The 26,546-nt window shown below is 63.5% G+C and carries 23 protein-coding genes; 22 read left to right on the top strand and 1 reads right to left on the bottom strand.

Features of this window, described 5'->3' with window-relative positions:
• Nucleotides 1-52: 52 nt before the first annotated feature.
• The gene (locus tag J2W49_RS10600; protein WP_310315462.1) at nucleotides 53-1,063 is read right to left on the bottom strand and encodes an ABC transporter ATP-binding protein; all 1,011 of its coding nucleotides are present in this window, start codon (nucleotides 1,061-1,063) and stop codon (nucleotides 53-55) included.
• A 204-nt stretch (nucleotides 1,064-1,267) separates the two neighbouring features.
• Here J2W49_RS10600 and dapF point away from each other — a divergent pair, with 204 nt between their 5' ends.
• The 22 genes from dapF to J2W49_RS10710 all read left to right on the top strand — a co-directional run bounded on the left by dapF (nucleotide 1,268) and on the right by J2W49_RS10710 (nucleotide 26,545).
• Entirely contained in the window at nucleotides 1,268-2,143 is an 876-nt protein-coding gene (dapF, locus tag J2W49_RS10605) for a diaminopimelate epimerase (RefSeq protein ID WP_310315463.1), read from the top strand.
• A gap of 54 nt (nucleotides 2,144-2,197) precedes the next feature.
• Nucleotides 2,198-2,896: a DUF484 family protein gene (locus J2W49_RS10610; protein ID WP_310315466.1), complete on the top strand. Its 699-nt coding sequence runs from the start codon at nucleotides 2,198-2,200 to the stop codon at nucleotides 2,894-2,896.
• Between the two features lie 11 nt (nucleotides 2,897-2,907).
• The gene (locus J2W49_RS10615) at nucleotides 2,908-3,963 is read left to right on the top strand and encodes a tyrosine recombinase XerC (protein ID WP_310315467.1); all 1,056 of its coding nucleotides are present in this window, start codon (nucleotides 2,908-2,910) and stop codon (nucleotides 3,961-3,963) included.
• Nucleotides 3,964-4,086: 123 nt separating this feature from the next.
• Nucleotides 4,087-4,521, top strand: coding sequence for a DsrE family protein (locus tag J2W49_RS10620; protein ID WP_310315469.1), 435 nt, complete (start codon nucleotides 4,087-4,089; stop codon nucleotides 4,519-4,521).
• Nucleotides 4,522-4,706: 185 nt separating this feature from the next.
• The gene (locus J2W49_RS10625) at nucleotides 4,707-5,789 is read left to right on the top strand and encodes a CobW family GTP-binding protein (RefSeq protein ID WP_310315471.1); all 1,083 of its coding nucleotides are present in this window, start codon (nucleotides 4,707-4,709) and stop codon (nucleotides 5,787-5,789) included.
• 309 nt (nucleotides 5,790-6,098) lie between these two features.
• Complete coding sequence (gene dksA / locus J2W49_RS10630; protein ID WP_310315473.1) at nucleotides 6,099-7,220, top strand: RNA polymerase-binding protein DksA; 1,122 nt, start codon at nucleotides 6,099-6,101, stop codon at nucleotides 7,218-7,220.
• 51 nt (nucleotides 7,221-7,271) lie between these two features.
• Entirely contained in the window at nucleotides 7,272-9,140 is a 1,869-nt protein-coding gene (locus J2W49_RS10635; RefSeq protein ID WP_310315474.1) for an STAS domain-containing protein, read from the top strand.
• Nucleotides 9,141-9,293: 153 nt separating this feature from the next.
• Nucleotides 9,294-9,839, top strand: coding sequence for an ATP-dependent protease subunit HslV (gene hslV / locus J2W49_RS10640; RefSeq protein ID WP_310315476.1), 546 nt, complete (start codon nucleotides 9,294-9,296; stop codon nucleotides 9,837-9,839).
• Nucleotides 9,840-9,950: 111 nt separating this feature from the next.
• Complete coding sequence (gene hslU, locus J2W49_RS10645) at nucleotides 9,951-11,291, top strand: ATP-dependent protease ATPase subunit HslU (RefSeq protein WP_310315478.1); 1,341 nt, start codon at nucleotides 9,951-9,953, stop codon at nucleotides 11,289-11,291.
• Nucleotides 11,292-11,626: 335 nt separating this feature from the next.
• Nucleotides 11,627-12,052: a division/cell wall cluster transcriptional repressor MraZ gene (gene mraZ, locus J2W49_RS10650; protein ID WP_310316294.1), complete on the top strand. Its 426-nt coding sequence runs from the start codon at nucleotides 11,627-11,629 to the stop codon at nucleotides 12,050-12,052.
• 5 nt (nucleotides 12,053-12,057) lie between these two features.
• Nucleotides 12,058-12,984, top strand: coding sequence for a 16S rRNA (cytosine(1402)-N(4))-methyltransferase RsmH (gene rsmH, locus J2W49_RS10655; RefSeq protein ID WP_310316297.1), 927 nt, complete (start codon nucleotides 12,058-12,060; stop codon nucleotides 12,982-12,984).
• The gene (gene ftsL, locus J2W49_RS10660) at nucleotides 12,981-13,289 is read left to right on the top strand and encodes a cell division protein FtsL (protein WP_310315479.1); all 309 of its coding nucleotides are present in this window, start codon (nucleotides 12,981-12,983) and stop codon (nucleotides 13,287-13,289) included. Before rsmH ends, ftsL begins: the two co-directional genes overlap by 4 nt.
• Nucleotides 13,286-15,019: a peptidoglycan D,D-transpeptidase FtsI family protein gene (locus tag J2W49_RS10665; protein WP_310315480.1), complete on the top strand. Its 1,734-nt coding sequence runs from the start codon at nucleotides 13,286-13,288 to the stop codon at nucleotides 15,017-15,019. The genes ftsL and J2W49_RS10665 overlap by 4 nt, the downstream gene beginning before the upstream one ends.
• Nucleotides 15,019-16,584 carry a UDP-N-acetylmuramoyl-L-alanyl-D-glutamate--2,6-diaminopimelate ligase gene (locus J2W49_RS10670; protein WP_310315482.1) on the top strand — a complete coding sequence of 522 codons (1,566 nt, stop codon included), beginning with the start codon at nucleotides 15,019-15,021 and terminating at the stop codon, nucleotides 16,582-16,584. The genes J2W49_RS10665 and J2W49_RS10670 overlap by 1 nt, the downstream gene beginning before the upstream one ends.
• Complete coding sequence (locus tag J2W49_RS10675; protein WP_310315484.1) at nucleotides 16,581-18,020, top strand: UDP-N-acetylmuramoyl-tripeptide--D-alanyl-D-alanine ligase; 1,440 nt, start codon at nucleotides 16,581-16,583, stop codon at nucleotides 18,018-18,020. Before J2W49_RS10670 ends, J2W49_RS10675 begins: the two co-directional genes overlap by 4 nt.
• Entirely contained in the window at nucleotides 18,010-19,188 is a 1,179-nt protein-coding gene (gene mraY / locus J2W49_RS10680; protein ID WP_310315487.1) for a phospho-N-acetylmuramoyl-pentapeptide-transferase, read from the top strand. The genes J2W49_RS10675 and mraY overlap by 11 nt, the downstream gene beginning before the upstream one ends.
• Nucleotides 19,185-20,987 carry a UDP-N-acetylmuramoyl-L-alanine--D-glutamate ligase gene (murD, locus tag J2W49_RS10685; protein WP_310315488.1) on the top strand — a complete coding sequence of 601 codons (1,803 nt, stop codon included), beginning with the start codon at nucleotides 19,185-19,187 and terminating at the stop codon, nucleotides 20,985-20,987. Before mraY ends, murD begins: the two co-directional genes overlap by 4 nt.
• Complete coding sequence (gene ftsW, locus J2W49_RS10690; RefSeq protein WP_310315491.1) at nucleotides 20,987-22,294, top strand: putative lipid II flippase FtsW; 1,308 nt, start codon at nucleotides 20,987-20,989, stop codon at nucleotides 22,292-22,294. Before murD ends, ftsW begins: the two co-directional genes overlap by 1 nt.
• Entirely contained in the window at nucleotides 22,291-23,370 is a 1,080-nt protein-coding gene (gene murG, locus J2W49_RS10695) for an undecaprenyldiphospho-muramoylpentapeptide beta-N-acetylglucosaminyltransferase (protein WP_310315493.1), read from the top strand. The genes ftsW and murG overlap by 4 nt, the downstream gene beginning before the upstream one ends.
• Complete coding sequence (murC, locus tag J2W49_RS10700; RefSeq protein ID WP_310315495.1) at nucleotides 23,367-24,776, top strand: UDP-N-acetylmuramate--L-alanine ligase; 1,410 nt, start codon at nucleotides 23,367-23,369, stop codon at nucleotides 24,774-24,776. Before murG ends, murC begins: the two co-directional genes overlap by 4 nt.
• A complete protein-coding gene (locus J2W49_RS10705; RefSeq protein WP_310315497.1) occupies nucleotides 24,773-25,753 on the top strand; it encodes a D-alanine--D-alanine ligase in 981 nt (326 codons plus the stop codon). Before murC ends, J2W49_RS10705 begins: the two co-directional genes overlap by 4 nt.
• Nucleotides 25,754-26,545 (top strand): cell division protein FtsQ/DivIB, encoded by a 792-nt coding sequence (locus J2W49_RS10710; RefSeq protein WP_310315499.1) that lies wholly within the window; start codon nucleotides 25,754-25,756, stop codon nucleotides 26,543-26,545.
• Nucleotide 26,546 lies beyond the last annotated feature (1 nt).

The following is a 26,546-nucleotide window of genomic DNA, read 5'->3' on the forward strand; positions in this document are numbered from 1 at the left end:
GCTCCTGTGGCTGTGGTTGGAACGGGGAAGGAATTCAGAAAGAAGGGGTGTGTCAGGCGGCGCCGAAGCTGTGGGCCTGCTCGGGTGCCCAGGTCAGGCCGACGCGGTCGCCCGGGTGGTAGGGGGCCTGCACGAAGTCGGCCTCGGCCAACATCACGGACACCTTGTCGCTGGCTGCTGCCTGGTCCAGCCGCAGGCCCAGCAGCACGTAGCTGCCCTGGTACTCGACATCGCTGACGGTGGCAGGCCAGCCAGCGCCTTCGGCCGGTGCGAGACGGATGTGATCGTTGCGCACGGCGACCTTGCCGCTGGTGGTGTCGAGCACGTTGTGCCCGCCCATGAAGCGCGCCACGAATTCGCTGGCCGGGCGGTTGTAGACAGCGTGCGGCGAGCCGACCTGTTCGATGCGGCCGTGGTTCATCACCACCATGGTGTCGGCCAGGGCCATGGCCTCTTCCTGCGAATGGGTGACGTGGATGAAGGTCAGGCCCAGTTCCTTCTGCCAGTGGCGCAGTTCGGCGCGCATCTGGATGCGCAGAAAGGGGTCGAGTGCCGAGAGCGGCTCGTCCAGCAGCAGCACGCGGGGCTGGGTGATGAGTGCTCGCGCCAGCGCCACGCGCTGCTGCTGGCCGCCAGAGAGTTCGCCCGGTTTGCGTTGCGCCAGGTGCCCCATGGCCACACGCTCCAGCAGGTCCTGCGCCTGGCGGTGGCGGGTGACCTTGTCCACCCCTTTCATCTTCAGGCTGAAGGCCACGTTGTCCAGCGCAGAGAGGTGCGGGAACAGCGCGAAGCTCTGGAACATCATGGCCGTTCCGCGCGCAGCGGCTGGCAGGGAGGTGATGTTGCGGTTCTCAAGCAGGATGTCGCCGCTGGTGGTGTTCTCGTGCCCGGCGATCATGCGCAGCGTGGTGCTCTTGCCGCAGCCTGAAGGGCCGAGCAGGCAGCAGTAGCTGTTGGCTGCGATCTTCAGGTCAATGCTGTCCACCGCCACGCTGCCCTGGGCGTAGCGCTTGGTCAGCGCAATGAGTTCGATGGCGGCGGGCGGGGGCGTCTGGTCATCCATGACAGCCCTGTTGCATCAACTGTGCCAGCTGTTTTGTATGCGTTTCTGAACAAATTGCATACAAAAAAGCACTGACTTTGTGCGCAATCAAACGGCTGTGTGCCTGGCGAGAGCCGTTGCGGTGCATCTGCACCGCTGTGAGGCGCGCCAGGGCTTGGCGCCGCCCCTGGGCAGGGAGCACCGATGTGGACGGATAATTCGTTCATGCACATCCGGTTCACCAAAATGCAGGGCGCAGGCAACGACTTTGTCGTGCTGGACGAGACGCGCGGCGCGCTGGGGCTGAGCAAGGCCCAATACCGCTGGCTGGCCGACCGGCATTTCGGCGTCGGTGCCGACCAGATACTGACCGTGCGCCCATCGCCCGGACCCGGTCTGGATTTTGAGTACATCATCCACAACGCTGACGGCGGTGAGGTTGAGCACTGCGGCAACGGTGCGCGTTGTTTCGTGCGCTATGTGCGTGACAAGGGTCTGACCGACCGCAACCCCGTGCGCGTGAAGGTGCAGCAAGGTGAACTCAGTCTGAGGCTCAACGACGATGGCCGTGTCACGGTCGACATGGGCCCGCCGACATTTGAGCTGGGCCGTATCCCGTTCAACAGCCAGGATCTGGATCCGCAGACCCGGGGTGCGTGGGAACAATGGCCGCTGCAACTGACCACGGACCGTCAGGTTCTGGTGTCGGTGCTGTCCATGGGCAATCCGCATGCGGTGATGCTGGTGGACGACGTGGACACCGCGCCGGTGCGGGAATGGGGGCCACAGATTGAAAACCACCCGCGCTTTCCGGCGCGTGTGAATGCCGGCTTTCTCCAGGTGGTGGATCGCAGCCATGTTCGCCTCAGGGTGTTTGAGCGCGGCACGGGTGAAACACTGGCCTGCGGCACGGGCGCCTGCGCAGCGGTGGTCGCTGGCATTCGCCTGGGGCTGCTCGACAACGAGGTGGACGTGCAGACCCATGGCGGCGTGCTCACCATTGCCTGGCAGGACGATGCCACCCACACCGCGCCGGTGCTGATGACCGGTCCGGCCACCACCGTTTTTGAGGGCGAAGTCGACGTACCCGATGTCGATTGACCTTCCACGCCATCGCCGTGCGCCGACGCAGGGCGCAAAACAGAAAGATTCATGATGCACAACCCCATTCCGCCCATCACCGAAGACGACATCGCCGACTACCTGGCCAACACGCCAGACTTCTTCGAGCGCCATGCCAGTCTGCTGGCGGCGGTGCAACTGACCAGCCCGCACGGCCACCGCGCCGTGAGCCTGCAGGAACGCCAGGCCGAAATGCTGCGCGAAAAGATCCGCGGCCTTGAGCTCAAGGCGGCCGAAATGATCCGTCACGGTCAGGAGAACACGACGATTGCCGACAAGCTGCAACGCTGGACGCGGGAACTGCTGCTGACCCGTGAGTCGCGCGATCTGCCCGAGGTCATTTCGCGCGAGATTGCAGCGCAGTTTCTGGTGCCGCAGGTGGCGATCAAGGTATGGGGCGTGTCGCCCGAATTCGAGCATGAAGCGTTTGCGCAAGGCGCCAGCGACGATGTGAAGGCATTCGCTTCTTCATTGACGCTGCCTTACTGCGGCGCCAACCCCGGCCTGGAGGCAGCGCAGTGGTTGTTTGATCCGTCGACGGCGGCTTCGCTGGCACTGATCCCGTTGCGCGCGGGCATGGCGCCTCAGGCCTTTGGTCTGCTGGTGCTGGCGTCGCCCGACGCGCAGCGTTTTGCCTCCGACATGGGCACCGACTTCCTGGAGCGCATCGGTGAGCTGACGAGTGCGGCGCTCTCCAGGTTGCGCCCGGTGGTCGAGCCACAGCTGGATTGATTTTTGTCGACTTGCCCTCAGGCCTTGATCCTGTGAGCCACACCGAAAGCGACGCCCAACTGGTAGCGGCCTACCTGTCCCATGCACGGGTGGAAAAACGCCTTGCCGAGCGCACGATGGCACTCTACGCGCTGGATCTGGAAAAGCTGATCGCCAAGGTGGCGGAAGCCGGGCTGTCGTTGAAGGAGGTGCAGAACACCCACATCCGGCGCTGGGTGGCCCAGATGCACAGCGCCGGGCGCAGCCCCCGAGGCATCGCGCTGATTCTCTCGGGCTGGCGTGGCCTGTACCTCTGGATGGGACGACAAGGCCTGATGGATCACAACCCGGTGCAGGATGTGCGTGCGCCCAAGGCAGGCAAGCCGCTGCCCAAGGCACTGGGCGTGGATGAATCGGTGCAGCTGGCAACCTACGTGGCCGAAGCCGACTCGCCGGCGCTGGAGGCGCGCGATCGGTGCATCACCGAATTGCTCTATGGCTGTGGGCTGCGCATTGGCGAACTGGTCGGGCTGGATGTACGGGCCGGGCCGGGTGCAAAGGGTTGGGTCGACGTGCAGGACGGCGAAGCCCACGTGCTGGGCAAGGGCGCCAAGCGCCGAAGTGTGCCGGTGGGGCGCGCCGCGTTGCAGGCGCTGGCCTCGTGGCTGGAGGCACGCCAGGCCTGGCTGGGCCCGCATGCGGTCGATGCGCAGGCGCTGTTCGTCGGCGCCAGGGGACAGCGCCTGACGCCGCAGCACATTCGCGTGCGCCTCAAGCGCCGCTCCCGGCTTGCCGGCCTCGCCACACCGGTTCACCCGCACATGCTGCGCCACTCCTTTGCCAGCCATGTGCTGCAATCCAGTGGTGACCTCCGGGCGGTGCAGGAGCTGCTGGGTCACGCCAGCATCAGCACCACGCAGGTCTACACCCGGCTGGACTTCCAGCATCTGGCCAAGGTCTACGATGCGTCTCATCCACGTGCGCTGGCCCAAGGCAAGAGGGCTTCGGGGCCGGCGGTCAGCGATGCTGCCGACGTGGCAGCGGATGCGCGATCGCCGGCCCCGCCGGACAAGCCTCGCCATCCTTAGCAGCCGGGTTTCAATGTGAAACCGAGTTCCAGGACGGGGGTAATCCCGCTGGTCGGTGACGCCTGACTGACCATAATCCATTCATAAGCAAGTTATTACGTTTCAATTTTTCGGAGCTTTCCCATGTGCAAACTGCTGGCGTTCTTCAAATCCCTTTGTGTGGTTGCGGTGCTGGCCACCTCGGCGCAGGCTCAGGCGCAGGAGGCCATCAAGGTCGTCTATCACATGAGTGAAGGCATTCCTCAGGCCTCCCGGGCAGTCAACAACATTCGAAACCATCTGGCGGCAGACCCTACAGCCAAGATCGTGGTGGTGACACACGGTCTCGGCATCGACTTCCTGCTCGATGGCGCCACCAACCAGATGGACCAGTCGTTCGCCGGCGCCATCGGTGACCTCGCGGCCAAAGGAGTCGAATTTCTTGTGTGCAACAACACCCTCGTGGCACGCAAGATCGATCCAGCGAAAGTGGCCATGGAGGCCAAGATCGTTCCATCCGGCGTGGCCGAAGTGGCCAGGTTGCAAGCGCGTGAAGGTTTTGTCTACTTGCGCCCCTGAGCACCCCGCTGCGCCCTCTGGGGCTGGCCTCGCGCCCCGCCGCCGGGTTCACTGACAAGCACCGTCAAATCGGTCTGTCCGTTTCTTTCGTGAGGCCATGCGAATGGGCCCTCCAGCGGCGGGGCTTGTCGAATACACTCCCCGGCTGCGCACTGTCCTATTTGCCTCTCTGAACGCCGCCTGCCATGTCCCTGATTCCTGCGACCATCCTCACCGGCTTTCTGGGTTCCGGAAAGACCACGCTGCTCAAGCGCGTGCTCAGCGAGGCCCATGGCCAGAAAATCGCGGTGATCGAGAACGAGTTCGGCGAAGAGAACATCGACAACGAGATCCTGGTGGCCGACACCCAGGAGAACATCATCCAGATGAGCAATGGCTGCATCTGCTGCACCATCCGTGACGACCTGCGTGCCACGCTGCAGGACCTGGCGCAGAAGAAACGCAAGGGCGAGCTGGATTTCGAACGCGTGGTGATCGAGACCACCGGACTCGCCGATCCTGGCCCGGTGGCCCAGACTTTCTTCATGGACGACGAGGTCGCCGAGCAGTACCTGCTCGATGCGATCATCACCCTGGTCGATGCCAAACATGCGGCGCAGCAACTGAACGACCGCCAGGAGGCCCGGCGCCAGGTGGGTTTCGCCGACCAGGTGTTCATCAGCAAGGCGGATCTGGTGGCGCCCGACGAAGTCGATGCCCTGATTCACCGACTCAAACACATGAATCCGCGCGCCCCCATGCACCCGGTGCATTTTGGTGAAGTGGCCATCAAGGATGTGTTCGACCTGCGCGGCTTCAACCTCAACGCCAAGCTCGACATCGATCCCGACTTCCTCCTCAAGGCGGATGAGGAGCATGACCATGCTCACCACGACCACGACCACGACCACGACCACGACCATGGTGAGCACTGTGACCACCCGTCCCACCAACATGGCGACGGTTCACACGGGCACCACCACCACCACGATGACGACGTGAAGAGCTTTGTCTACCGGGCCACCCGGCCGTTCAACCCGGCCAAGCTCGAAGACTTCCTTGGCGCCATCGTGCAGGTATATGGCCCGCGCATGCTGCGCTACAAGGGGGTGCTGGACATGGAAGGCACCGACCGCAAGGTGATCTTCCAGGGCGTGCATCAACTGATGGGCAGCGATCTCGGACCCGCTTGGGCCGAAGGCGAACCCCGGACCAGCAAGATGGTGTTCATTGGACTGGATCTTCCCAAGGACATTCTGGTCCAGGGACTTGATCAGTCGCTGGTCTGACATCACGCAGGCTGCTGGAAATCACCGAACGAACCAGGGCTGAACGTGCTGTTTGTCTCGCTTCTCCAACGATTGGGTTTTCCTGCCGGTAACGCGTCGCCCTCGCAAGACGCGGCTTCGTTACAATCGCGCCCCAAGATTGCAGACCAGCCTGGTCGGGTGGCGCCCACGAGCAAGCGCCATTCCAAAGCAGGTATAACAACGTCATCGCCGGCCCGTCCGGCCAGCGGTGTGGCGCGAAAGACCCCGGTCTCAGCATCCCACCAGCCCGAAGACCGAGCATCGTCAGGATCTGAGAGGAGACCCGTTGTGAAAGCCCCGGCCACCAGGACAGCCAAAACCGCCCAGCCGAGCGCGTCGGGGGCCAAGGGTCGTCCGTCCGCAGCCTCGTCCACAGGCAAAACGGGCGCCAAGCTGACGTCTCCCGCCAAAGCGAAGGCCGCCAAGTTGCCGGCATCGTCAGCGGCAACCGGCAAGAGCGCGCGCGCAAAAGAATCGCCAGCCAAGAAGGTAGCTGCCAAGACCGTGGTCAAGGCCGCTGCCAAGACAGCAGTCAAGACCGCGGCAAAAGTGATCCCCAAATCAGCGGCCAAGGCAGTGTCTGCCAAGTCCGCTGCCAAGGCATCAGGCAAGGCCGCGGTCAAGGCGCCGCCCAAATCCTCCAGTGCCTCGAAGTCGGTTCCTCAAAAGCCATCCAGCCCACCCGTGGTGGCCTCAAAATCTTCCGTACCGACCCAACCACCTGTGCCATCACCGACCCCTAAACGCGCAACCGCGCCCGCCAAAGCCGCTGCTGCGCCTGCCCCGATCGAACCCACGCCCCGACCCTTGGGCAAGCGCGCTGCCAAAAAGGTGATGATGGAGCAGATGACACAGGCTGCGGTGGTCCCCACCCACGCTCCCGATGCCGCCAAGGCGACCTTTTCCACCATGAACGAACGTGCCGTAATGACCCCTCCCGTGCCCTCATCCATCCAGAAGGACCCCAAGCGGGCCAACAACTGGAAAAACCTGTCTGTCGACAAGTTGACGGACCAGGACGTGCAGGCCATGCCCGACAGCGAGTACATGAACGATGTTCAGCTCGCGTTCTTCCGCCTCAAGCTCACCCAGCTCAAGGAAGACATGCTGGCCAATGCCGGTGAGACCACTGAGCACTTGCGCGAAGACACTGTGGTTGTGCCCGACCCGGCGGACCGGGCGACGATCGAAGAAGAGCATGCGCTTGAATTGCGCACGCGTGACCGCGAGCGTAAGCTTCTGAAAAAAATCGAGCAGGCCATTGCCCGCATCGACTCGGGCGACTATGGTTACTGTGAAGAAACCGGCGAAGCCATCGGCGTGGGCCGTCTGATGGCGCGTCCCACCGCCAGCCTTTCGCTGGAAGCCCAGCAGCGACGCGAGCTCAAGCAAAAGATGTTTGGCGACTGATTTTGTATTCGCGTCACGCGTCTTCCATCCGCTCAACCTTTTTCACCTGACATGGCCAAGGACGATTCCAACGGCGGCTTTTTGTCCAAGGTGGTGAAGTTTGTCCGGCATCCGACCACCAGCTGGTCGGATCTGGACACGCGGTCTGCCGATCGCGAAAGTGAATACAGCAAAGCCGCGCTCAAGGAAATGATCGAGCGCAAGCGCCGCAACGACTTCGTGCGCAAGCGCGAATTCGACATGCTGCGAAAGATTCGAAGCCGTGAGGCTTCGGGTGCCGAAGGACCGGGCGTTCGTCCTTCCTTCTTCCAGAGCAGCCTGCCGTCCAAGCCGGACGATCGGGCCATGACCTTGAAGAAGATCGATGAGATCGAAGCCCAGATGTCGATGCAGTGGTGGAAGACCAAGGGGCCCGATTCATCGGCCACAGGCTCCTCCAGCCTCAGCAGTGGCGGTAACGCCGTCGGCAGTGCGCGCCAGGAGCTGGCCGGCCACCCCACATCGAAGGCGGCACCCGATCCTGAAGACCTTCGCAAGCGCCAGCAATACAAGGAAACAGAACCGGCGCACCTGGCGACAGGCAATGCAGGGCTGGATCCGGTGGTTGCTGGTTCGCCGCCCGCGAAGCAGCCTGCCGCGCCGGTCGTGCCTCCACCTGAGGCGGCAATACACAGCCGCGACAGTGAGCCCATGGCCCAGGAAAAGCTGGGACCTCCATCTTCTTCGTCTGCCAGAACCGGATTGATGGCGCCTGCCAAATCGAACAGCGGATCTGGTGCCAGTCAAGCATTTTCCGCGTCACACTTTTTTGCGCTGGATGTGCAGGAGATCGTGCAGGACCCCGAGGTGGAAGAGGCCGCCATTCGTTTTGCCAATGGGGACGACACCGGGGCCGAGCAGGGGCTGCTGGAGGTGCTGGGTGAGGGCGGTGCCCGGGTCGAGCAACAAGAAGACTGGCTCGCGCTTTTCGACCTCTACCGGGCCACAGGGCAGATGGCGCCTTTTGAGAGCCAGGCTGTCGATTTCGTCAATCGATTTAGCCGGTCTGCACCCCAGTGGTTTGACATGCCCGACATGGTCAGCAAGCTGTCGGGAAAGAAGTACACACCGTCAGCGAATTCTGGTCGGGCTGCCTGGGTGTGCGATGCCGAGGTCGATGCACACGCGGTGGGCACCTTGCAGAATGTGCTGTTGCGGGTGCAACAACCGTGGGTGCTGGACTGGTCACAGATCGAAGCCATGGATGTCAAAGCGGCAAAGGCCTTGCTCGGCGTGTTCACGCTCTGGGGTGACCAGGAAGTGGAGTTGCGCTTCCTGGGCGCTTCGAATTTGCGCGACCTGCTCAAGGACCTGACACCCTCTGGCCGCCGTGATGTGGAGCAACTCTGGTGGGAGCTGCGCCTGGCGGTGTTGCGTGTCATGAACCGGGCCGATGAATTCGAGCTCACCGCACTGGACTTCTGCGTGACCTACGAGGTTTCTCCCCCTGGGTGGGAGCAGCCCCGGTGCCACTACCGCTCAGTGAACCAGAAAGTCGACGAGAGCGGTCAATCGGTGCTGGGAGAGGTGCAGATGGAGCAGGTGGCCTCTGGTTATCCGGGAGATTCGGTCCAGGACAGCCAGAACTCGGAATTCAACCAGCTGGGTCTGGTGGAGTTGTCAGGCGAGATCCGGGGCGATCCGCAAGCCACGCTCGAAGCACTGGAACGGCGCCTGAAAGGGGCCGATGTGATGATCATTTCCTGCCGGAATCTCATCCGGGTGGATTTCTCCGCCGCCGGTACCCTGTTGAACTGGGTGTCGGGTCACCATGCCGAGGGGAGAGCGGTGCAGTTCGTCGACGCGCACCGTCTGGTTTCGGCTTTTTTCCACGTGATCGGTATCACCGAGTACGCCAAAGTGGTTCTTCGCAACGACTGATCGCCCGTGCCACTTGCGGTGTCAACCCCCAAGGGGGTAGCGCAGGTTCCTGGCCCGAGCATGTCGAAGATCGTTTCTGCGGTGCTCTTGACGACTGGCCCTGATCCTCTTCCGAGCTTGAGATCCATCCGATCACCCCCACTTCTTACCGCTATGGAATCATTTCACGGAACCACCATTGTTTGCGTCCGCCGACAGACCCCTGACGGGGTGCAGGTCGCCATCGGCGGCGACGGGCAGGTCACTCTCGGGCACATCGTGGTCAAGGGCACGGCGCGCAAAGTTCGCAAGTTGTACCGCGACCAGGTGCTTGCCGGTTTTGCAGGGGCCACGGCCGATGCGTTCACGCTTTTTGAACGATTTGAGGCCAAACTGGAAAAGCATCAAGGGCACCTGGTGCGTGCGGCCATCGAGCTCACGCGCGACTGGCGCACCGATCGGGTGTTGCGGCGACTCGAAGCCATGCTGGCCGTGGCCGACAAGACGGCCTCGCTGATCATCACTGGCAACGGGGATGTGCTCGAACCCGAACACGGCATCGTGGCGATTGGTTCGGGCGGTGCCTATGCGCAGGCGGCCGCCAAGGCCCTGATTGACCACACCGAGCTCAGTGCTGAAGATGTCGTGCGGAAGTCACTCGGCATCGCTGGCGAGCTGTGCATCTACACCAACATGAATCACACCGTCGAAACTCTGTGAGGTGTTGTCTGCCTGTGCGTCGCCTGGGCGCCCGGAGCCAGCCCACCGGATCCCGTTTCGATCCCCTTCATTGACGCCGCGCTGCGGCCTCTTTCACTCCTACCTACTCCCATGTCCTCCATGACGCCTCAGGAGATCGTCTCCGAACTGGACCGTTTCATCATTGGTCAAAAGGCAGCCAAGCGAGCGGTCGCCATCGCCTTGCGCAACCGTTGGCGCCGTCAGCAGGTGGACGAAAAGCTGCGGGCTGAGATCACGCCCAAGAACATTCTCATGATCGGCCCCACGGGCGTGGGCAAGACCGAGATCGCCCGCCGACTCGCCCGTCTGGCCGATGCGCCTTTCATCAAGGTGGAAGCCACCAAATTCACCGAAGTGGGCTATGTGGGCAAGGACGTGGACGCCATCATCCGCGATCTGGCTGAAATCGCGGTCAAGCAGACGCGCGAACAGGAAATGAAAAAGCTGCGTTCCCGCGCAGAAGACGCGGCGGAAGAGCGCATCCTGGATGCGCTGATTCCGCCACCGCGTGGCAGCGCTGCAGAGAATGCGGGCGCCATTGCTCCCACACCGGAAAGCACCGCGCGCCAGACGTTTCGCAAGAAGCTGCGGGAAGGATCGCTTGACGATCGGGAAATTGAAATCGACCTGGCCGAAGCGCGCCCGACCATGGAAATCATGGGGCCGTCGGGCATGGAAGAAATGGCCGAGCAGTTGCGGGGCATGTTCAGCCAGATCGGTGCGGGCAAGCGCCAGGTGCGCAAGCTCAAGATCGCTGAGGCCATGAAGCTGCTGATCGAGGAAGAAGCGGGCAAGCTGGTCAACGAGGAAGAGATCAAGACCCGCGCCCTGCACAACGCAGAGCAAAACGGCATCGTCTTCATTGATGAGATCGACAAGGTGGCTTCGCGCAGTGACGCAGGCGGGGCCGATGTGTCACGCCAGGGTGTGCAGCGTGACCTGCTGCCCTTGGTCGAGGGCACGACCGTGACCACCAAATACGGCATGGTCAAGACCGATCACATCCTGTTCATTGCCAGCGGCGCCTTCCACCTGTCCAAGCCCAGCGACCTGATACCGGAGTTGCAGGGGCGCTTTCCGATTCGGGTGGAGCTTCAGTCGCTGTCTGTCGATGACTTTGAAGCCATCCTCACACAGACCCACGCTTCGCTGGTGCGCCAGTACCAGGCCTTGCTGTCCACCGAAGGGGTGACGCTGGAATTTGATGCCGAGGGAATTCGGCGCCTGGCCCAGATTGCCTGTGATGTGAACGAGCGCACCGAGAACATTGGTGCGCGCCGCCTGTCCACGGTGATGGAGCATTTGCTGGACGAAGTCAGCTTTGATGCGGCCCGTTTGCAGGGGCAGACCATTACAGTTGATGCAGCCTACGTGGACGGCCGACTGGGCGAACTGAGCCGCAACGAGGACCTGTCGCGCTACATCCTCTGAACGTTCACCCTCTTTGCCCAAACCGCCCCATCTGATGGATGGTGCGGTTTTTTTTTGCCCGAGGGGATCAGCGGCCCTCGTGCAGCCCAGCCGCTTGATGACTTGTCTTTACAAATTTGTCAGCGGGGGGGATTTCTGAGGCAACACATGCAGAGACGGTTGTAAGTGCTTGCTTTTGCTGCATTTTTGAGCGCGATAGCTTCTGGTTTCGCCTCTAAGTGGTTGATTTCATTACAAAAATATGGAGCGCCGACCATTGCGTGGCGGAGAAATCCTGATAAAGTGGGAAAAAGTGCAATTAAGTGGTGAAAAGTGTCATTCAAGGATTGATTTCAGTGTTCCAGGGTGCTTCCTCTCTCAGTCTCGATGCCAAGGGCCGGCTCTCCGTGCCCACGCGGCATCGTGCGGCTTTGAGCGTGGATGGCAGCCCCCTGACTGTCACCAAGCACCCTCATGGCTGTTTGATGATTTTCCCCCAGCCAGCTTGGGAGGAGTTCCGTAGCCAATTTGCGTCGATGCCCATGAGTGCGCAATGGATGAAACGCCTGTTTCTGGGCAATGCGATGGATCTGGAGATGGACGGGGCGGGGCGGATACTGATTTCGCCCGAACTGCGCCAGGCGGCCGGCATCACCAAGGACGCACTTCTTCTGGGCATGGGTTCGTTTCTGGAATTGTGGGATGCCGCTACTTACGCGGAGAAGGAAGCCGAGGCCATGAAGGCCGAGATGCCGGATGTCTTGAAGGACTTTTCTTTTTGAAGGTCATGGTGCAAGACGCATGGAATCATCAAACCGTCCTGTTGAACGAAGCTGTGGAAGCGCTTGCGATCAACCCCGACGGACACTATGTCGACGCGACCTACGGGCGCGGGGGGCATTCGCGCCTGATCCTGCAAAACCTCTCTGCCCAGGGGCGACTCACGGCTTTCGACAAGGACCCGCAGGCGGTGGCAGATGCACACCAACTGGCGGCCAGCGATGGCCGCTTTGCCATCCGGCATCAGGGTTTCTGCCACCTGGGCGAACTGGGGCATGCGAGTGCGGACGGGGTGTTGCTGGACCTGGGTGTGAGCTCTCCTCAGATCGACGACCCCGAGAGGGGTTTTTCTTTTCGTCGCGATGGTCCGCTGGACATGCGCATGGACACCACGCGTGGTCAGAGCGTGGCGCAGTGGCTCGAAACGGCCGAAATTTCAACCCTGTCGGAGGTCATCCGTGAATATGGCGAAGAACGGTTTGCTCAACCGATTGCAAAGGCGATTGATCGTCGCCGACAGGAACGGGGCCCTTTTCGAACCACCCTCGAGCTGGCCGAAGTCGTGGCTGGCGCGGTCAAAACCCGCGAGCCGGGCAAGGACCCTGCAACGCGCACATTTCAGGCTTTTCGGATTTTCATCAACGCCGAGCTTGAAGAGCTGCAACAAGCGCTAGAGGCCAGTCTGCAAGTGCTTCGTCCCGGAGGACAATTGGTCGTGATCAGCTTCCATTCGCTGGAAGACCGCATGGTCAAACAGTTCATGGCGCGCCACTCGCGTGCCGTGGTGGACCGGCGCGTGCCGTTTGCAGAGCCTGCACCCATGGCGCTGCGCCATGTCCGACGCGTCAAACCCAGCGAGGCCGAGGTGCAGGGCAACGCGCGCTCCCGCAGCGCGGTCATGCGCGTGGCCGAACGCACAGAGGCACCGGCATGATCCGGTTGAATCTCGTTCTGTTGGCGGCGGTGTTGGTCAGTGCGTTTTACCTCGTGCACACCCAATACGAGTCTCGTCGCCTGTACACAGCGCTGGACCGCGCTCACTCGCAATCCCGCCAGCTCAACGTGGAATACGAGCAGCTCGTCGTGCAGCGGCGCGCCCAGGCCACCTCGGCACGTGTGCAGCAACTGGCCACCCGCCAGCTTCAGATGCGACCGGTGACGCCCGGCATCACGCAGTACGTCGTGGTGCCTGAGACGCTGGCAACGCCGGATCCTGGCGTTCAGGGGGCGCGGCCATGAGTCGCAGCATCAACTACAGCGCGAGTCCGCTGCTGGCGAGCAAGACGCCGGTCTGGCGCAGCAAATTCATCGTCGCCGGCCTGGCGGTTGCGTTCGTGGGCCTGGGTGCCCGCGCCGCCTATGTGCAGGTCTTTGGCAACGACTTCTTTCAGCGCCAGGGCGAGGTGCGCTACGCCCGCACGCTGGAATTGCCCGCGAACCGTGGCAGGGTGCTGGATCGCAATGGCCTCATCCTCGCCTCCAGCGTGGTGGCGCAAAGTATCTGGGCCATTCCGGAAGACGTGGACAAGAGCGACCCGAAGATTCGGGATTTGGCCAAGCTGCTGGACATGCCGCTGGCAGAGGTGCGCAAACGCCTGGCCAGTGAAGACAAGACCTTTGTCTGGGTCAAGCGCCAGGTGGACGATCCGATCGCCAGGGAAATCGCCGCCCTGGGCATCAAGGGGATCTACCAGCGTCGCGAATACAAGCGCCAGTATCCGGAAGGCGAAGCGGCAGCGCATGTGGTGGGGTTCACCAATGTGGAAGACCGTGGGCAAGAAGGCGTGGAGCTGGCGTTCAACCAGCAACTGTCTGGTCGGGCAGGCTCGCGCCGGGTGATCAAGGACCGTCTGGGCCGGGTGGTGGAAGATGTGCGGGACGTGGTGCCGCCTGTGGACGGGCCCGACCTGCAGCTCTCCATTGACAGCAAGATCCAGTTCTTTGCCTACCAGAAGCTGCGCGAAGCGGTGCAGGCGAACAAGGCGCGGGCCGGCAGTGTGGTGGTGCTCGACACGCAGACCGGAGAGGTGCTGGCACTGGCCAACTACCCGAGCTTCAACCCCAATCGCCGGATCAACCTCAGTGGTGAGCAGTTGCGTAACCGGGTGCTGACCGACAGTTTTGAACCCGGTTCCACGATGAAGCCCTTCATCGCCGCGCTCGCGATGGAAAAAGGCCTGGTTGGACCCGGCACGCCGATTCAGACGGCGCCGGGCCGCATGCAGATCGGCGGCGCCACGATTCGGGACAACAAGGACAACGGCGTGCTGACGGTCAGTCAGGTGATTCAGAAGTCCAGCAACGTGGGCACGGTCAAGATGGCGATGCAGATGTCGCCGCGTGACATGTGGGAGGCCTATGCGCAGGCCGGCTTCGGGCAGAAGCCGCAGCTGCCGTTTCCGGGTGCGGTGACCGGCCGTCTGCGCCCCTACAAGACCTGGCGCCCCATCGAACAGGCCACCATGAGCTACGGCTACGGGGTATCGGCCTCCCTGTTCCAACTGGCGCAGGCTTACACGATCTTCGCGCGCGATGGCGAACTCATCCCGGTGACCTTGGTCAAAACCGACGAGCCGACGGCCGGCATTCGCGTGTTCAGCAAGAAAAGCGCAGGAGCGGTGCGTTCTATGCTGGCCTTGTCTGCCCAACCCGGGGGGACTTCGACCCGGGCGCAGACCATGGGCTATTCGGTGGGAGGGAAAACCGGTACCGCGCGCAAGCAGGAGGGCAAGGGCTACGCCGACAAGAAGTACCGCAGCTTCTTCGTGGGACTGGCGCCGGTTGAGGCGCCCCGCATCGTGGTGGCGGTGATGATCGATGAACCCCGCAATGGCCACTACTACGGCGGTGTCGTGGCGGCGCCCGTGTTCAGCGAAACGGTGCAACACACCTTGCGCATTCTGGGCGTGCAGCCCGACATGGATGTGAAACCCCAGATCGTGGCCGAAGTGGTGGAGGAGTCGTTCTGATGCAAAGCTTCGACACACCCCAGTTCGTGACGCAATGGTTGCACGATCGTGTGCAGGGTGCGCTGTCTTGCGACAGCCGCCAGATCCGGCCGGGTGATGGATTCGTTGCCTGGCCTGGGGCCGCGCAGGATGGCCGGCAGTTTGTTCGCGCCGCGCTCGATGCGGGAGCGTCGGCCGTTGTGGTGGAGCGCGACGGCGTGGCCGCCTTTGATCTCGACGATCAGGCGCCGATCGCCGCGGTGGCCGGCCTCAAGGCGCTGGCAGGCCCCATTGCGAGTGCGTTCTGCCAGATGCCCAGTGCGCAACTCGACGTGATCGCGATCACCGGCACCAACGGCAAAACATCGTCCGCGTGGTGGATGGCGCAGTTGCTCAGCGCATGCGGACATGATTGCGCCATGGTCGGCACCCTGGGCATGGGCCGCGTACCCACCACTGTCGATGACGCTGGTTCGGCCGCTCTGGTGTCCACCGGCTTGACCACGCCCGATCCGATGCGCCTGCAGCAACAGCTGCGCGAGTTTGTCAGCGAAGGCGTGAAGGCCTGCGCCATCGAAGCCTCGTCCATCGGCCTGGTCGAAGGGCGGCTCAACGGCACGCAGATCAAGGTGGCGGTGTTCACGAACTTCACCCAGGACCATCTCGACTTTCATGGCGATATGCCTTCTTACTGGGCGGCCAAGGCCATGCTGTTTGACTGGCCCGGTCTGGCGGCCGCTGTCGTGAACCTGGACGATGTGCGTGGCAGCGAATTGGCCGTCACGCTGGGTCAGCGCTCTCTCGATTTGTGGACGATCGCCGTCGGCTCCGGGCCTGTTGCCGACACGGCCAGACTGTTTGCCAGAGACCTGGTGCATACCCGCCATGGAATGCAGTGGGAAGTGGTGGAAAGGGATGTGTCTGGCAACGAAATCGCTGCGCACCAGCTCAGTCTGCCAGTGGTGGGTGAATACAACGTGAGCAACCTGCTGGGTGTGCTCGCTTCGGCCCGGGCGCTGGGTGTGCCTTTGGCCCGTGCTGTCGCTGCCTGCGCGGTTCTTTCCCCGGTGCCTGGGCGCATGCAACCCGTGGCACCAGACGGTGACGCTTCGCTGCTTCCCTGGGTGCTGGTGGACTATGCCCACACACCCGATGCACTTGAAAAGGCCCTGCAGGCGCTCCAGCCGGTGGTGCAGCAGCGGAACGGTGCGCTCTGGGTGGTGATCGGCTGTGGTGGCGACCGCGACCGCAGCAAGCGTCCGCTGATGGCTGCGGTGGCAGAGCGCGAGGCGCAGCACGCGGTGCTGACCAGCGACAACCCGCGCAGCGAAAACCCTGAACGCATTCTGCGCGACATGGCCGCAGGGCTCTCCCGTCCACAAGACGCTTCGCTGCTGGTCGATCGCTCCCAGGCCATTGCCCACGCCGTCGCTCAAGCTCGGCCCCAGGACGTGGTGCTGGTGGCGGGCAAGGGTCATGAGGACTACCAGGATGTGCAAGGTGTCAAGCGCCCGTTTTCCGATGTGAGCCACGCACGGCTGGCGCTGAACGATCGGCTCCGCTGCATCGAAGGGAGCCAGGCATGAAGACGGTGGCACAGCTCCTGACGCAGCTCTCCGATGCACGTGCCGTGGGCCTTGTCGATGTGCCCATCGCTCGCGTGCACTCGGACACGCGCAGTCTGCGCGCCGGCGACCTGTTCGTGGCGCTCAAGGGCGAGCGTTTCGATGCGCACGATTTTCTCCCCCAGGCCAAGGCCGCCGGCGCGGTGGCGGCGCTGGCGCATCAAGGGCTTGCCAGCGCCGGCCTGCCCGGTGTGGAAGTGCCCGACACGCGACGCGCGCTGGGTGAGCTGGCGCGACTGTGGCGCGCCCAGTTCCCCTTGCCCCTGATCGCCGTGACAGGCAGCAACGGCAAGACCACCGTCACGCAGATGATCGCGGCCATCCTGCGAGCGGCAGCAGGCGATGCGGCACACGCCACGCAGGGCAACTTCAACAACGACATCGGCGTACCGCTCACGCTGCTGCGACTCCATGCAGGTCACCGTTTGTCGGTTGTCGAGCTGGGCATGAACCATCCCGGGGAAATCGCCGAACTCGCCGCCATCGCACAACCCACCGTGGCCCTGGTCAACAACGCGCAGCGTGAGCATCTGGAGTTCATGTCCAGCGTGGAAGCCGTGGCCCGGGAGAACGGCAGCGTGTTGTCCTCACTGCCTGCCAGCGGGGTGGCGGTCTTTCCGTCCGACGATGCGTTCACGCCGCTGTGGCGTGGTCTGGCTGGTGCAAGGCGCACCCTCACTTTCAGCGACAACGATGCAGCGGCTGACGTGCAAGTTCAGAGCGTGGTGTGGGAAGAGGGCGCCTGGCAGCTTTCGATCGCGATTGATGGCAGCGTGGCGTCGTGCAGCTTGCGCATTGCCGGGCGGCACAACGTACGCAATGCCCTGGCCGCGGCAGCCTGCGCCTTCGCCGCCGGGGTGGACCTGCCCACCATCGCCAAAGGCTTGAGCGTCTTCGAGCCCGTGGGCGGCCGCTCGCGCGCGCTGTCACTGCAATTGCCTGCCGGCGCAGTCACGCTGATCGACGACACCTACAACGCCAACCCGGATTCCATGCGCGCGGCGGTGGATGTGCTGGCAGAACTGCCTGGCCCGCGTCTGCTGGTGCTGGGCGACATGGGCGAAGTGGGCGACCAGGGGCTGGCATTCCATACCGAAGTGCTGCGCTACGCCGCCTCGCGCGGTGTGGACAAGGTGCACGTGGTGGGTGAATGGATGGCGCAGGCTGCGGCCGCCTTGAACGCTGCGGGCGAATCGGCTCCCACACTTTGGCCGGATGTGGCTCAACTGGCGGCGCACGTGGTCGAGTTGGTGAATCCGGGTGCCGGCTCACCGGGGCTGCGCAGCGTACTGGTCAAGGGTTCCAGGTTCATGGGCATGGAGCGGGTGGTCCATGCCCTGGCAGCGATGGACGAGAAAGCGCAACACAACAACAAGGACAACCCCCATGCTGCTTAGTCTGTCCACATGGCTTCAGACCCTCTCGCCGGAATTCGGGTTCTTGCGCGTGTTCCAGTACCTGACCTTCCGCGCCGTGATGGCGGCCATGACGGCGTTGCTGGTGGGTCTGGTGGCCGGGCCGTTTGTGATTCGACGCCTCGCCGCGCTGAAGATCGGGCAACCGATTCGCGAATACGCGATGCAGACCCACCTCAGCAAAGGCGGCACACCCACCATGGGCGGCGTCCTCATTCTTTTCTCCATTGCCTTGTCGACCTTGCTCTGGTTTGACCTGTCGAACCGGTTCGTCTGGATCGTGCTGGTGGTCACCCTTGGTTTTGGCGCCATTGGCTGGGTGGACGACTGGCGCAAGGTGGTGCGCAAGGACCCGGAAGGCATGCGGTCGCGTGAGAAGTATTTCTGGCAGTCGGTGATCGGGCTGGTGGCGGCGTTCTACCTGGTGTTCAGCGTGTCGGAGACGAACAACCTGCGGGTGCTGCAGCTTGCCTACAACTGGGTGGCCTCGGGCTTCACGGTGGACCTGCCGCCCCAGGCCGGTTTGCTGGTGCCGTTCTTCAAGGAAATCAGCTACCCGCTGGGCGTGTTCGGTTTCGTGGTCATGACCTACCTCGTGATCGTGGGCTCCAGCAACGCGGTCAACCTCACCGATGGCCTGGACGGCCTGGCCATCATGCCAGTGGTCATGGTGGGCTCGGCGCTCGGCATCTTCGCCTACGTGACCGGCAATGCCGTGTTCTCGCGCTACCTGCTGGTGCCACACATTCCGGGCGCAGGCGAGTTGCTGATCTTCTGTGCTGCCATGGCCGGCGCCGGCCTGGCCTTCCTCTGGTTCAACACACATCCGGCCCAGGTGTTCATGGGCGACGTGGGTGCCCTGGCACTGGGCGGCGCGCTGGGCACGATCGCGGTCATCGTGCGCCAGGAAATCGTGCTGGCCATCATGGGCGGCATCTTCGTGGTGGAAGCGCTTTCGGTCATGTTGCAGGTGTCGTACTTCAAGTACACCAAACGCCGCTTTGGACAGGGCCGCCGTCTGTTCCAGATGGCGCCGCTGCACCACCACTTCGAGAAAAAGGGCTGGAAGGAGACGCAGGTCGTCGTTCGTTTCTGGATCATCACCATGCTCCTGTGTCTGGTGGGTCTGTCCACCCTGAAGTTGCGATGAACCACCTTCAAGACCAACACGTGCTCGTCCTGGGCCTGGGCCTTTCCGGCCTGGCGATGGCGCGCTGGTGCCTGCGCCAGGGTGCGCGCGTGACGGTGGCCGACACCCGTGAGCAACCGCCTCAGCTTGAAATCTTGACCAGCGAATGCCCGCAAGCAAACTTCGTATGGGGTGCGCTGGATGAGAGCCTGCTGGCCCGTGGCGAATGGACCCTGGTGGCGCGCAGCCCGGGCCTGGCGCCCGGTCAGTTGCAGACGGTGCGCGAGTGGGCCGAAACCCGAGGCGTGCCCGTGGTGGGCGAACTCGATCTGTTTGCTCAGGCGCTGCAAGCCTTGTCCCAACGGGAGCGCCTGCCCTACCGCCCCAAGGTGCTGGCCATCACCGGCACCAACGGCAAAACCACTGTGACGGCGCTGACCAGCCTGTTGTTGCAACGCGCGGGCGTGCAGGTGGCCACCGCCGGCAACATCGGGCCCAGCCTGCTGGACGTGCTGTCTACGGCCATCGACAAGGAAGCGGTGGCGCAGGCCGAAGAAGACGCCAGCGCGGCCGAAGAGGCGCAAGGGGATCAAGCCTCGTCGGTACAAACGCCCGATGCACCGGACGCTGAGTTGCAGACGGATGGGTTGCCCGAGCAAGCTGAGGACGAAAACGCCGAAGCCAGCGAAGACGCGCCATCCGACGAGCCCGACGAAGAAGACGATGGACCGACCCAGCTGGAACCGCCGCCGATCGAACCCGAGCAACCGAAACACCTGCCAGCTGTCTGGGTGATCGAACTCTCCAGCTTCCAACTGGACGGCGTGTCCGGCGGCGCGTGGGACAGCGTGCCCACCGCGGGCACGGTGCTCAATCTGAGCGAAGACCACCTCGACTGGCACGGCTCACAAGCCGCCTATGGGCAGGCCAAGGCCAACGTGTTCGGCACCCATGCCCTCATGCTGCTCAACCGGAACGACGCGCAGGTCATGGCCATGCAGCCGGGCCTTGTGACCGTGAAGGTGGGCGGACGCAACCGCCAGCAGCCAGCGCGTCCGTTTGCCACCTTTGGCACAGACGCCCCCACGCGACCGATGGATTGGGGCATTGAATCGGTCAACGGCATGGAGTGGCTGGTGCGTGCGCTCGCCCTGGATGAAACACGCAAACGCGGCCGCGCGGCAGACGAAGCCGAAGAGATCTACTTCCAGCGGCTGATGCCCGTGGAAGCGCTGCGCATCCGGGGCAGACACAACGCATCCAATGCCCTGGCCGCCCTGGCCCTCGCCACCTCCGCAGGTGCAGCCCTGGGGCCCATGTTGCACGGCCTGCGTGAGTACCGGGGCGAACCCCACCGGGTGGAGGCGGTGGCCATCATCCATGACATCGAGTACTTCGACGACAGCAAAGGCACCAACGTAGGTGCCACCCTCGCTGCGGTGGTGGGGCTGGGCGCAGAAAGAACCCTGGTGGTGATCCTGGGCGGCGATGGCAAGGGTCAGAACTTTGCACCGCTGGCCGCACCCCTGGCCCGCCATGCCCGTGCGGTGGTGCTGATCGGGCGCGATGCACCCCTGATCCGTGCGCAGATGGGCGACGCCATGGCACAGGCCCAGTTGCCTGTGCTGGACGCCTCCACGCTGCCCGAAGCGGTTCGCCTGGCTGCGGCGCATGCCCGCCCAGGGGATGCGGTGCTGATGTCGCCAGCCTGTGCCAGCCTGGACATGTTCGACAACTACATCCACCGGGCCCGCGTGTTCGTGGACGCCGTGACCGACCTTGCCCATGAACAAGGTGTGAGCCTGGAGGGCAACCCCTGATGGCCACCTCACGCAAGCGCTCTACCGCCAAGCCAATCGAAAAGCCTTCCCTGCTGGGTCGTCTGCTGGGTCGCGACCTGGCCGGAGCGTTGGCGGGCGGCGGATCGACCGATGGCATCCCGGTGCGTCTGTCCAACCGCACCTACTCGGGCTCGCGCAACCTGGCGGTCCGCGAACTGGGTTTTGATCAGCCACTGCTGTGGGTGGTGGTGAGCCTGCTGGCCTGGGGCCTGGTCATGGTGTATTCGGCATCGATCGCGCTGCCGGACAACCCCCGCTTTTCCAACTACACCCACACCCACTTTGTGGCCAGGCACGGCCTGTTCATGATGATCGGCGTGGTGGCCGCCATCATGGCCTTCCAGTTCCCCATGAAGACATGGGAGCGTGCGGCACCTTGGCTGTTCGCGTTTGCGCTGGTGTTGCTCGTGCTGGTGCTGTTCCCATTCGTTGGCAAAGGGGTCAATGGGGCACGCCGCTGGATTTCGGTGGGCATCATGAACTTTCAGCCCTCCGAGTTGGCCAAGCTGGCGGTGCTGCTGTATGCCGCCGACTACATGGTGCGGCGCATGGAGGTGAAAGAGCGGTTCTTCCGTGCCGTTGCGCCCATGGCGGTGGCGGTGGCGGTGGTGGGCATGCTGCTGTTGGCCGAACCGGACATGGGCGCCTTCATGGTGATCGTGGTCATCGCCATGGGCATCCTGTTCCTGGGGGGCGTGAACGCGCGCATGTTCTTCCTGATCGCGCTGGTGGTGGTGGGGGCGTTTGCGCTGATGGTCATGATGAGCGACTGGCGGCGTGAGCGCATCTTTGCCTACCTCGACCCGTGGAGCGTTGAGCACGCGCTGAGCAAGGGCTACCAGTTGTCGCATTCCCTGATCGCATTCGGCCGGGGAGAAATTTTCGGTGTCGGCCTCGGTGGCAGCGTGGAGAAGCTGCACTGGCTGCCCGAAGCGCACACCGACTTTCTCCTGGCGGTGCTCGGCGAAGAATTCGGCTTGCTGGGCGTGCTGATCGTGATCGGCCTGTTCATGTGGCTCACCCGCCGGATCATGCACATCGGCCGCCAGGCGATCGCGCTCGATCAGGTCTTCGCAGGGTTGGTCGCACAAGGCGTGGGCCTGTGGATCGGCTTCCAGGCCTTCATCAACATCGGCGTGAACCTGGGCGCCTTGCCGACCAAGGGCCTGACGCTGCCGCTGATGAGCTACGGCGGATCGGCTGTACTGATGAACCTTGTGGCCATTGCCATCGTGCTGCGGGTTGACTACGAGAACCGCCAGATGATGCGGGGAGGCAGGACATGAGTGGCCAACCTTGCGCTCTGGTCATGGCTGGTGGTACCGGCGGGCACATCTTTCCCGGTCTGGCGGTGGCAGAAGCCCTGCGCGAGAAGGGCTGGCGCGTGCATTGGCTCGGATCGCCCGGGAGCATGGAAAGCCGCCTCGTGCCGCCGCGCGGATTCCCTGTGGAGACCATCGACTTCGGCGGTGTGCGGGGCAAGGGCGTGATCACGCTCGCGCTGCTGCCCCTGCGATTGCTGCGTGCCTTCTGGCAAGCGCTGGCGGTGGTGCGGCGGGTCAAGCCCGACGTGGTGCTGGGCCTGGGTGGCTACATCAGCTTCCCTGGGGGCATGATGGCCGTGCTGGCCGGCAAGCCGCTGGTGCTGCACGAACAAAACTCTGTGGCCGGCATGGCCAACAAGGTGCTCGCCTCCGTGGCCGACCGCATCTTCACCGCCTTTCCGGGCGTGCTCACCAAGGCACAGTGGGTGGGCAATCCGCTGCGCACGCCGTTTCTGCAACAGCCTGCACCGGCTCAGCGATTCGGGGAGCGCAGCGGCCCGCTGCGCCTGCTGGTCGTGGGTGGCAGCCTAGGTGCCAAAGCGCTCAACGACACCGTGCCCAAGGCCTTGGCTTTGCTGCCCCTCAGCAAACGCCCGCAAGTGCTTCACCAAAGCGGCGAAAAGCAGATTGACGAACTGCGCGCGAACTACATTGCTGCAGGCGTTCTGGCCGAACTCACGCCCTTCATCGACGACACCGCACAAGCCATTGCCGACGCCGACCTGGTGGTCTGTCGGGCCGGCGCCAGCACCGTGACAGAAATCGCTGCGGTCGGCGCCGCGGCCCTCTTTGTGCCCTTTCCCGCAGCGGTGGACGACCACCAGACCACCAACGCCAGGTTCCTTGTGGATGCAGGCGCCGCATGGCTGGTGCCGCAACCTCAGTTCACGCCTCAATCTCTGGCCCAGACCCTTCAGACCGCGACACGGTCGCAGTTGATGGAGATGGCCAACAAAGCGAAACAGATGGAAAAGACCGATGCAGTGGCGGCCGTGGTGGCCGCCTGTGAGTCCTTGGTGAAAGGGCAAAAAACATGAAACATGCCATTCGCCATATCCACTTTGTCGGCATCGGCGGTGCCGGCATGAGCGGCATTGCCGAGGTGCTGCTGAACCAGGGTTACCAGATCTCAGGCAGCGATCTGGGCGAGAGCACGGTCACGCGTCGGCTGGTGGCGCTGGGCGCCCAGGTGTTCATAGGCCATGAGGCGGCACACATCGAAGGCGCAGACGCCATCGTGACTTCCACGGCGGTGAAAGAAGACAACCCCGAAGTGGTGGCCGCGCACGCCAAGCTGGTGCCGGTGGTGCCGCGTGCTGTCATGCTGGCCGAACTCATGCGCATGAAAAAGGGCGTGGCCATTGCGGGCACGCATGGCAAGACCACCACCACCAGCCTGGTGGCCAGCGTGCTGGCCGCCGCCAACATGGACCCAACCTTCGTGATCGGTGGCCGCCTCAACAGCGCAGGTGCCAACGCGCAGCTGGGTTCAGGCGAGTACATCGTGGTCGAGGCCGACGAGTCGGACGCATCGTTCCTCAACCTGTTGCCCGTGATTTCGGTGGTCACCAACATCGACGCCGACCACATGGACACCTACGGCCATGATTTTGGTCGGCTGAAGGCCGCGTTTGTGGAGTTCCTGCACCGCATGCCGTTTTACGGCGCCGCCGTGGTGTGCGTGGACGACCCCACCATCCGCGAACTGCTGCCCCAGATTGCGCGCCCCATCACCAGCTACGGATTTTCCGAGGATGCCCAGGTGAGGGCCCTCAATGTGCGCGCGGTCGGCACCCAGATGCATTTCACGGTTCAACGCCGCAACGGTGTGGAGTTGCCGGACCTCGATGTGGTGCTCAACCTCCCCGGTGACCACAACGTGCTCAATGCGCTGGCGGCCATCGGCATTGCCGTGGAGCTTGGCGTGGAAGATGCCGCCATGCTGAAGGCGCTGGCGGAATTCAAGGGTGTGGGTCGCCGCTTCCAGCGCCACGGCGAGGCGGTGTTGCCTTTCGGTGGCAGTTGCACCGTGGTCGACGACTACGGGCATCACCCGGTGGAGATGGCCGCCACGCTCGCAGCGGCGCGAGGTGCTTACCCGGGTCGTCGCCTGGTGCTGGCCTTTCAGCCACACCGCTACACCCGCACCCGCGACTGCTTCGAAGATTTTGTGAAGGTGATCAACCAGGCCGATGCGGTGCTGCTGGCCGAGGTGTACGCCGCAGGCGAAGCGCCCATCGTGGCCGCAGATGGCCGCTCACTGGCTCGCGCCCTGCGCGTGGCCGGCAAGCTGGAGCCGGTGTTTGTGGACGACATCGCCGCCATGCCCCAGGCAGTGCTCGACAACGCACGCGATGGCGATGTGGTCCTGTGCATGGGTGCGGGCACGGTGGGGACGGTGGCGGGTCGGGTGATCGAACTGGCCGGGGAGCAAAGCACATGAGCACAAAGGAAAACATGTCGATAGACCCGAAGTCATTGGGCAAGGTGGCCGTGTTGATGGGTGGCCGCTCGGCCGAGCGCGAGGTGTCGTTGATGTCGGGTACGGGCGTGCTGGCTGCGCTGCAGTCCAAGGGCGTGGACGCACACGGCTTCGATCCGGCCGAGCGAGCGATGGACGACCTGCGTCGCGAAGGTTTTGCGCGCTGTTTCATTGCGTTGCATGGGCGACTGGGCGAAGACGGCACGGTGCAGGGCGCACTCGAATTGCTGGGCATTCCCTACACCGGCCCGGGTGTGATGGCGTCCGCCGTGGCCATGGACAAGCTCATGACCAAGCGCATCTGGCTGGCCGAAGGCCTGCCCACCCCGGTCTGGCGCCAGGTGCACAGTGCCGCAGAAGCCGAAGCGGCGTTCAAAGCGCTGGGTTCGCCCATGATCGTCAAGCCGGTGCGCGAGGGCTCCACGCTGGGCCTGACCAAGGTCACCGATGCGGCCCAATGTGCTGCCGCTTACGCGCTGGCTGCGAAGCAGGACCCCCATGTGATGTGCGAACAGTTCGTGGCTGGGGACGAGGTCACCTGCCCGGTGCTGGGTACCGGCGCGCAGGCCAGGGCCCTGCCCGTGATCCGCATCGTGGCGCCAGAAGGCAACTACGACTACCAGAACAAGTACTTCACCGACGACACCCAGTACCTGGTGCCCAGTGGTCTGCCCGAGGCCGAAGAAGCCGCGATTCAGGCGCTGGTGCTCAAGGCCTACCTCGCGCTGGACTGCCGTGGCTGGGCACGTGCCGACGTGATGATCGATGCGGCCACGCGCAAACCCTATCTGCTTGAAATCAACACCTCGCCGGGCATGACGGGCCATTCCCTGGTGCCCATGTCGGCCCGTGCCACCGGCATGTCCTACGAAGACCTGTGCGTGTCGGTGCTGGCCAACGCCGCACTCGACAACCCGGCGCCCACCCAGGAGACCTGAGTGAAAACCGACCTGCCACTCGACATCAAACTCATGCAAATGGCCACCCGCGCCATGGCGGTGGTGTTTGCTGTCCTGTGCCTGGTCATGGTGGGCAACTGGGTCGTTCGTCACCCTGGCTGGACGATTCAGGGCATTTCGGTGCACGGAGATGTGGCGCACCAGAACGCCGTGTCGCTGAAGGCGCAGTTGACCAACGCCCTGCGGTCGCGGGTGAACACCAGTTTCCTCACGGTGGACCTGCAGCAGGTGCGCCAGTTGTTCGAATCGGTGCCATGGGTGCGAACGGCGATCGTTCAGCGTGAATTCCCCAACCGCCTTCGTGTCACTCTGGAAGAACACCAAGCCGTTGCCTGGTGGGGCCAAGCCGGCTCGGGTCAACTGGTCAATCTGCACGGCGAGGTGTTCGAAGCCAGTCCGGACGACAGCGACAACCTGCCCGAGCTTGCCGGGCCTCTGCCTCAGGCGGCCCTGGTGTGGGGGCTTTACCAGAAGCTCAACAATGAACTTGCCCGCATGGAACTGAGCCTGGAGCGGCTCGAACTCAACGAACGCGGCAACTGGAGTGCCCATCTCGACAACGGCGCCCGGATGGAGCTGGGGCGCGGCACGCCGGACAACCTTATCGAACGCACACGCCGCTTCACCGGCACGCTCAATCAACTGACCCAGCGCTACCCGGGTGAATTGCAGGCGGTGGACCTGCGTTACCCCAATGGTTATGCGCTGCGGCTGCGAGGCGTCACCACGTTGGACGGCGGCGCCCCTGGCTCAACACAAAACACAAGGTAAC

Source organism: Hydrogenophaga palleronii (assembly GCF_031457455.1).
GTDB classification, from domain to species: Bacteria; Pseudomonadota; Gammaproteobacteria; order Burkholderiales; family Burkholderiaceae_C; genus Hydrogenophaga; species Hydrogenophaga palleronii_A.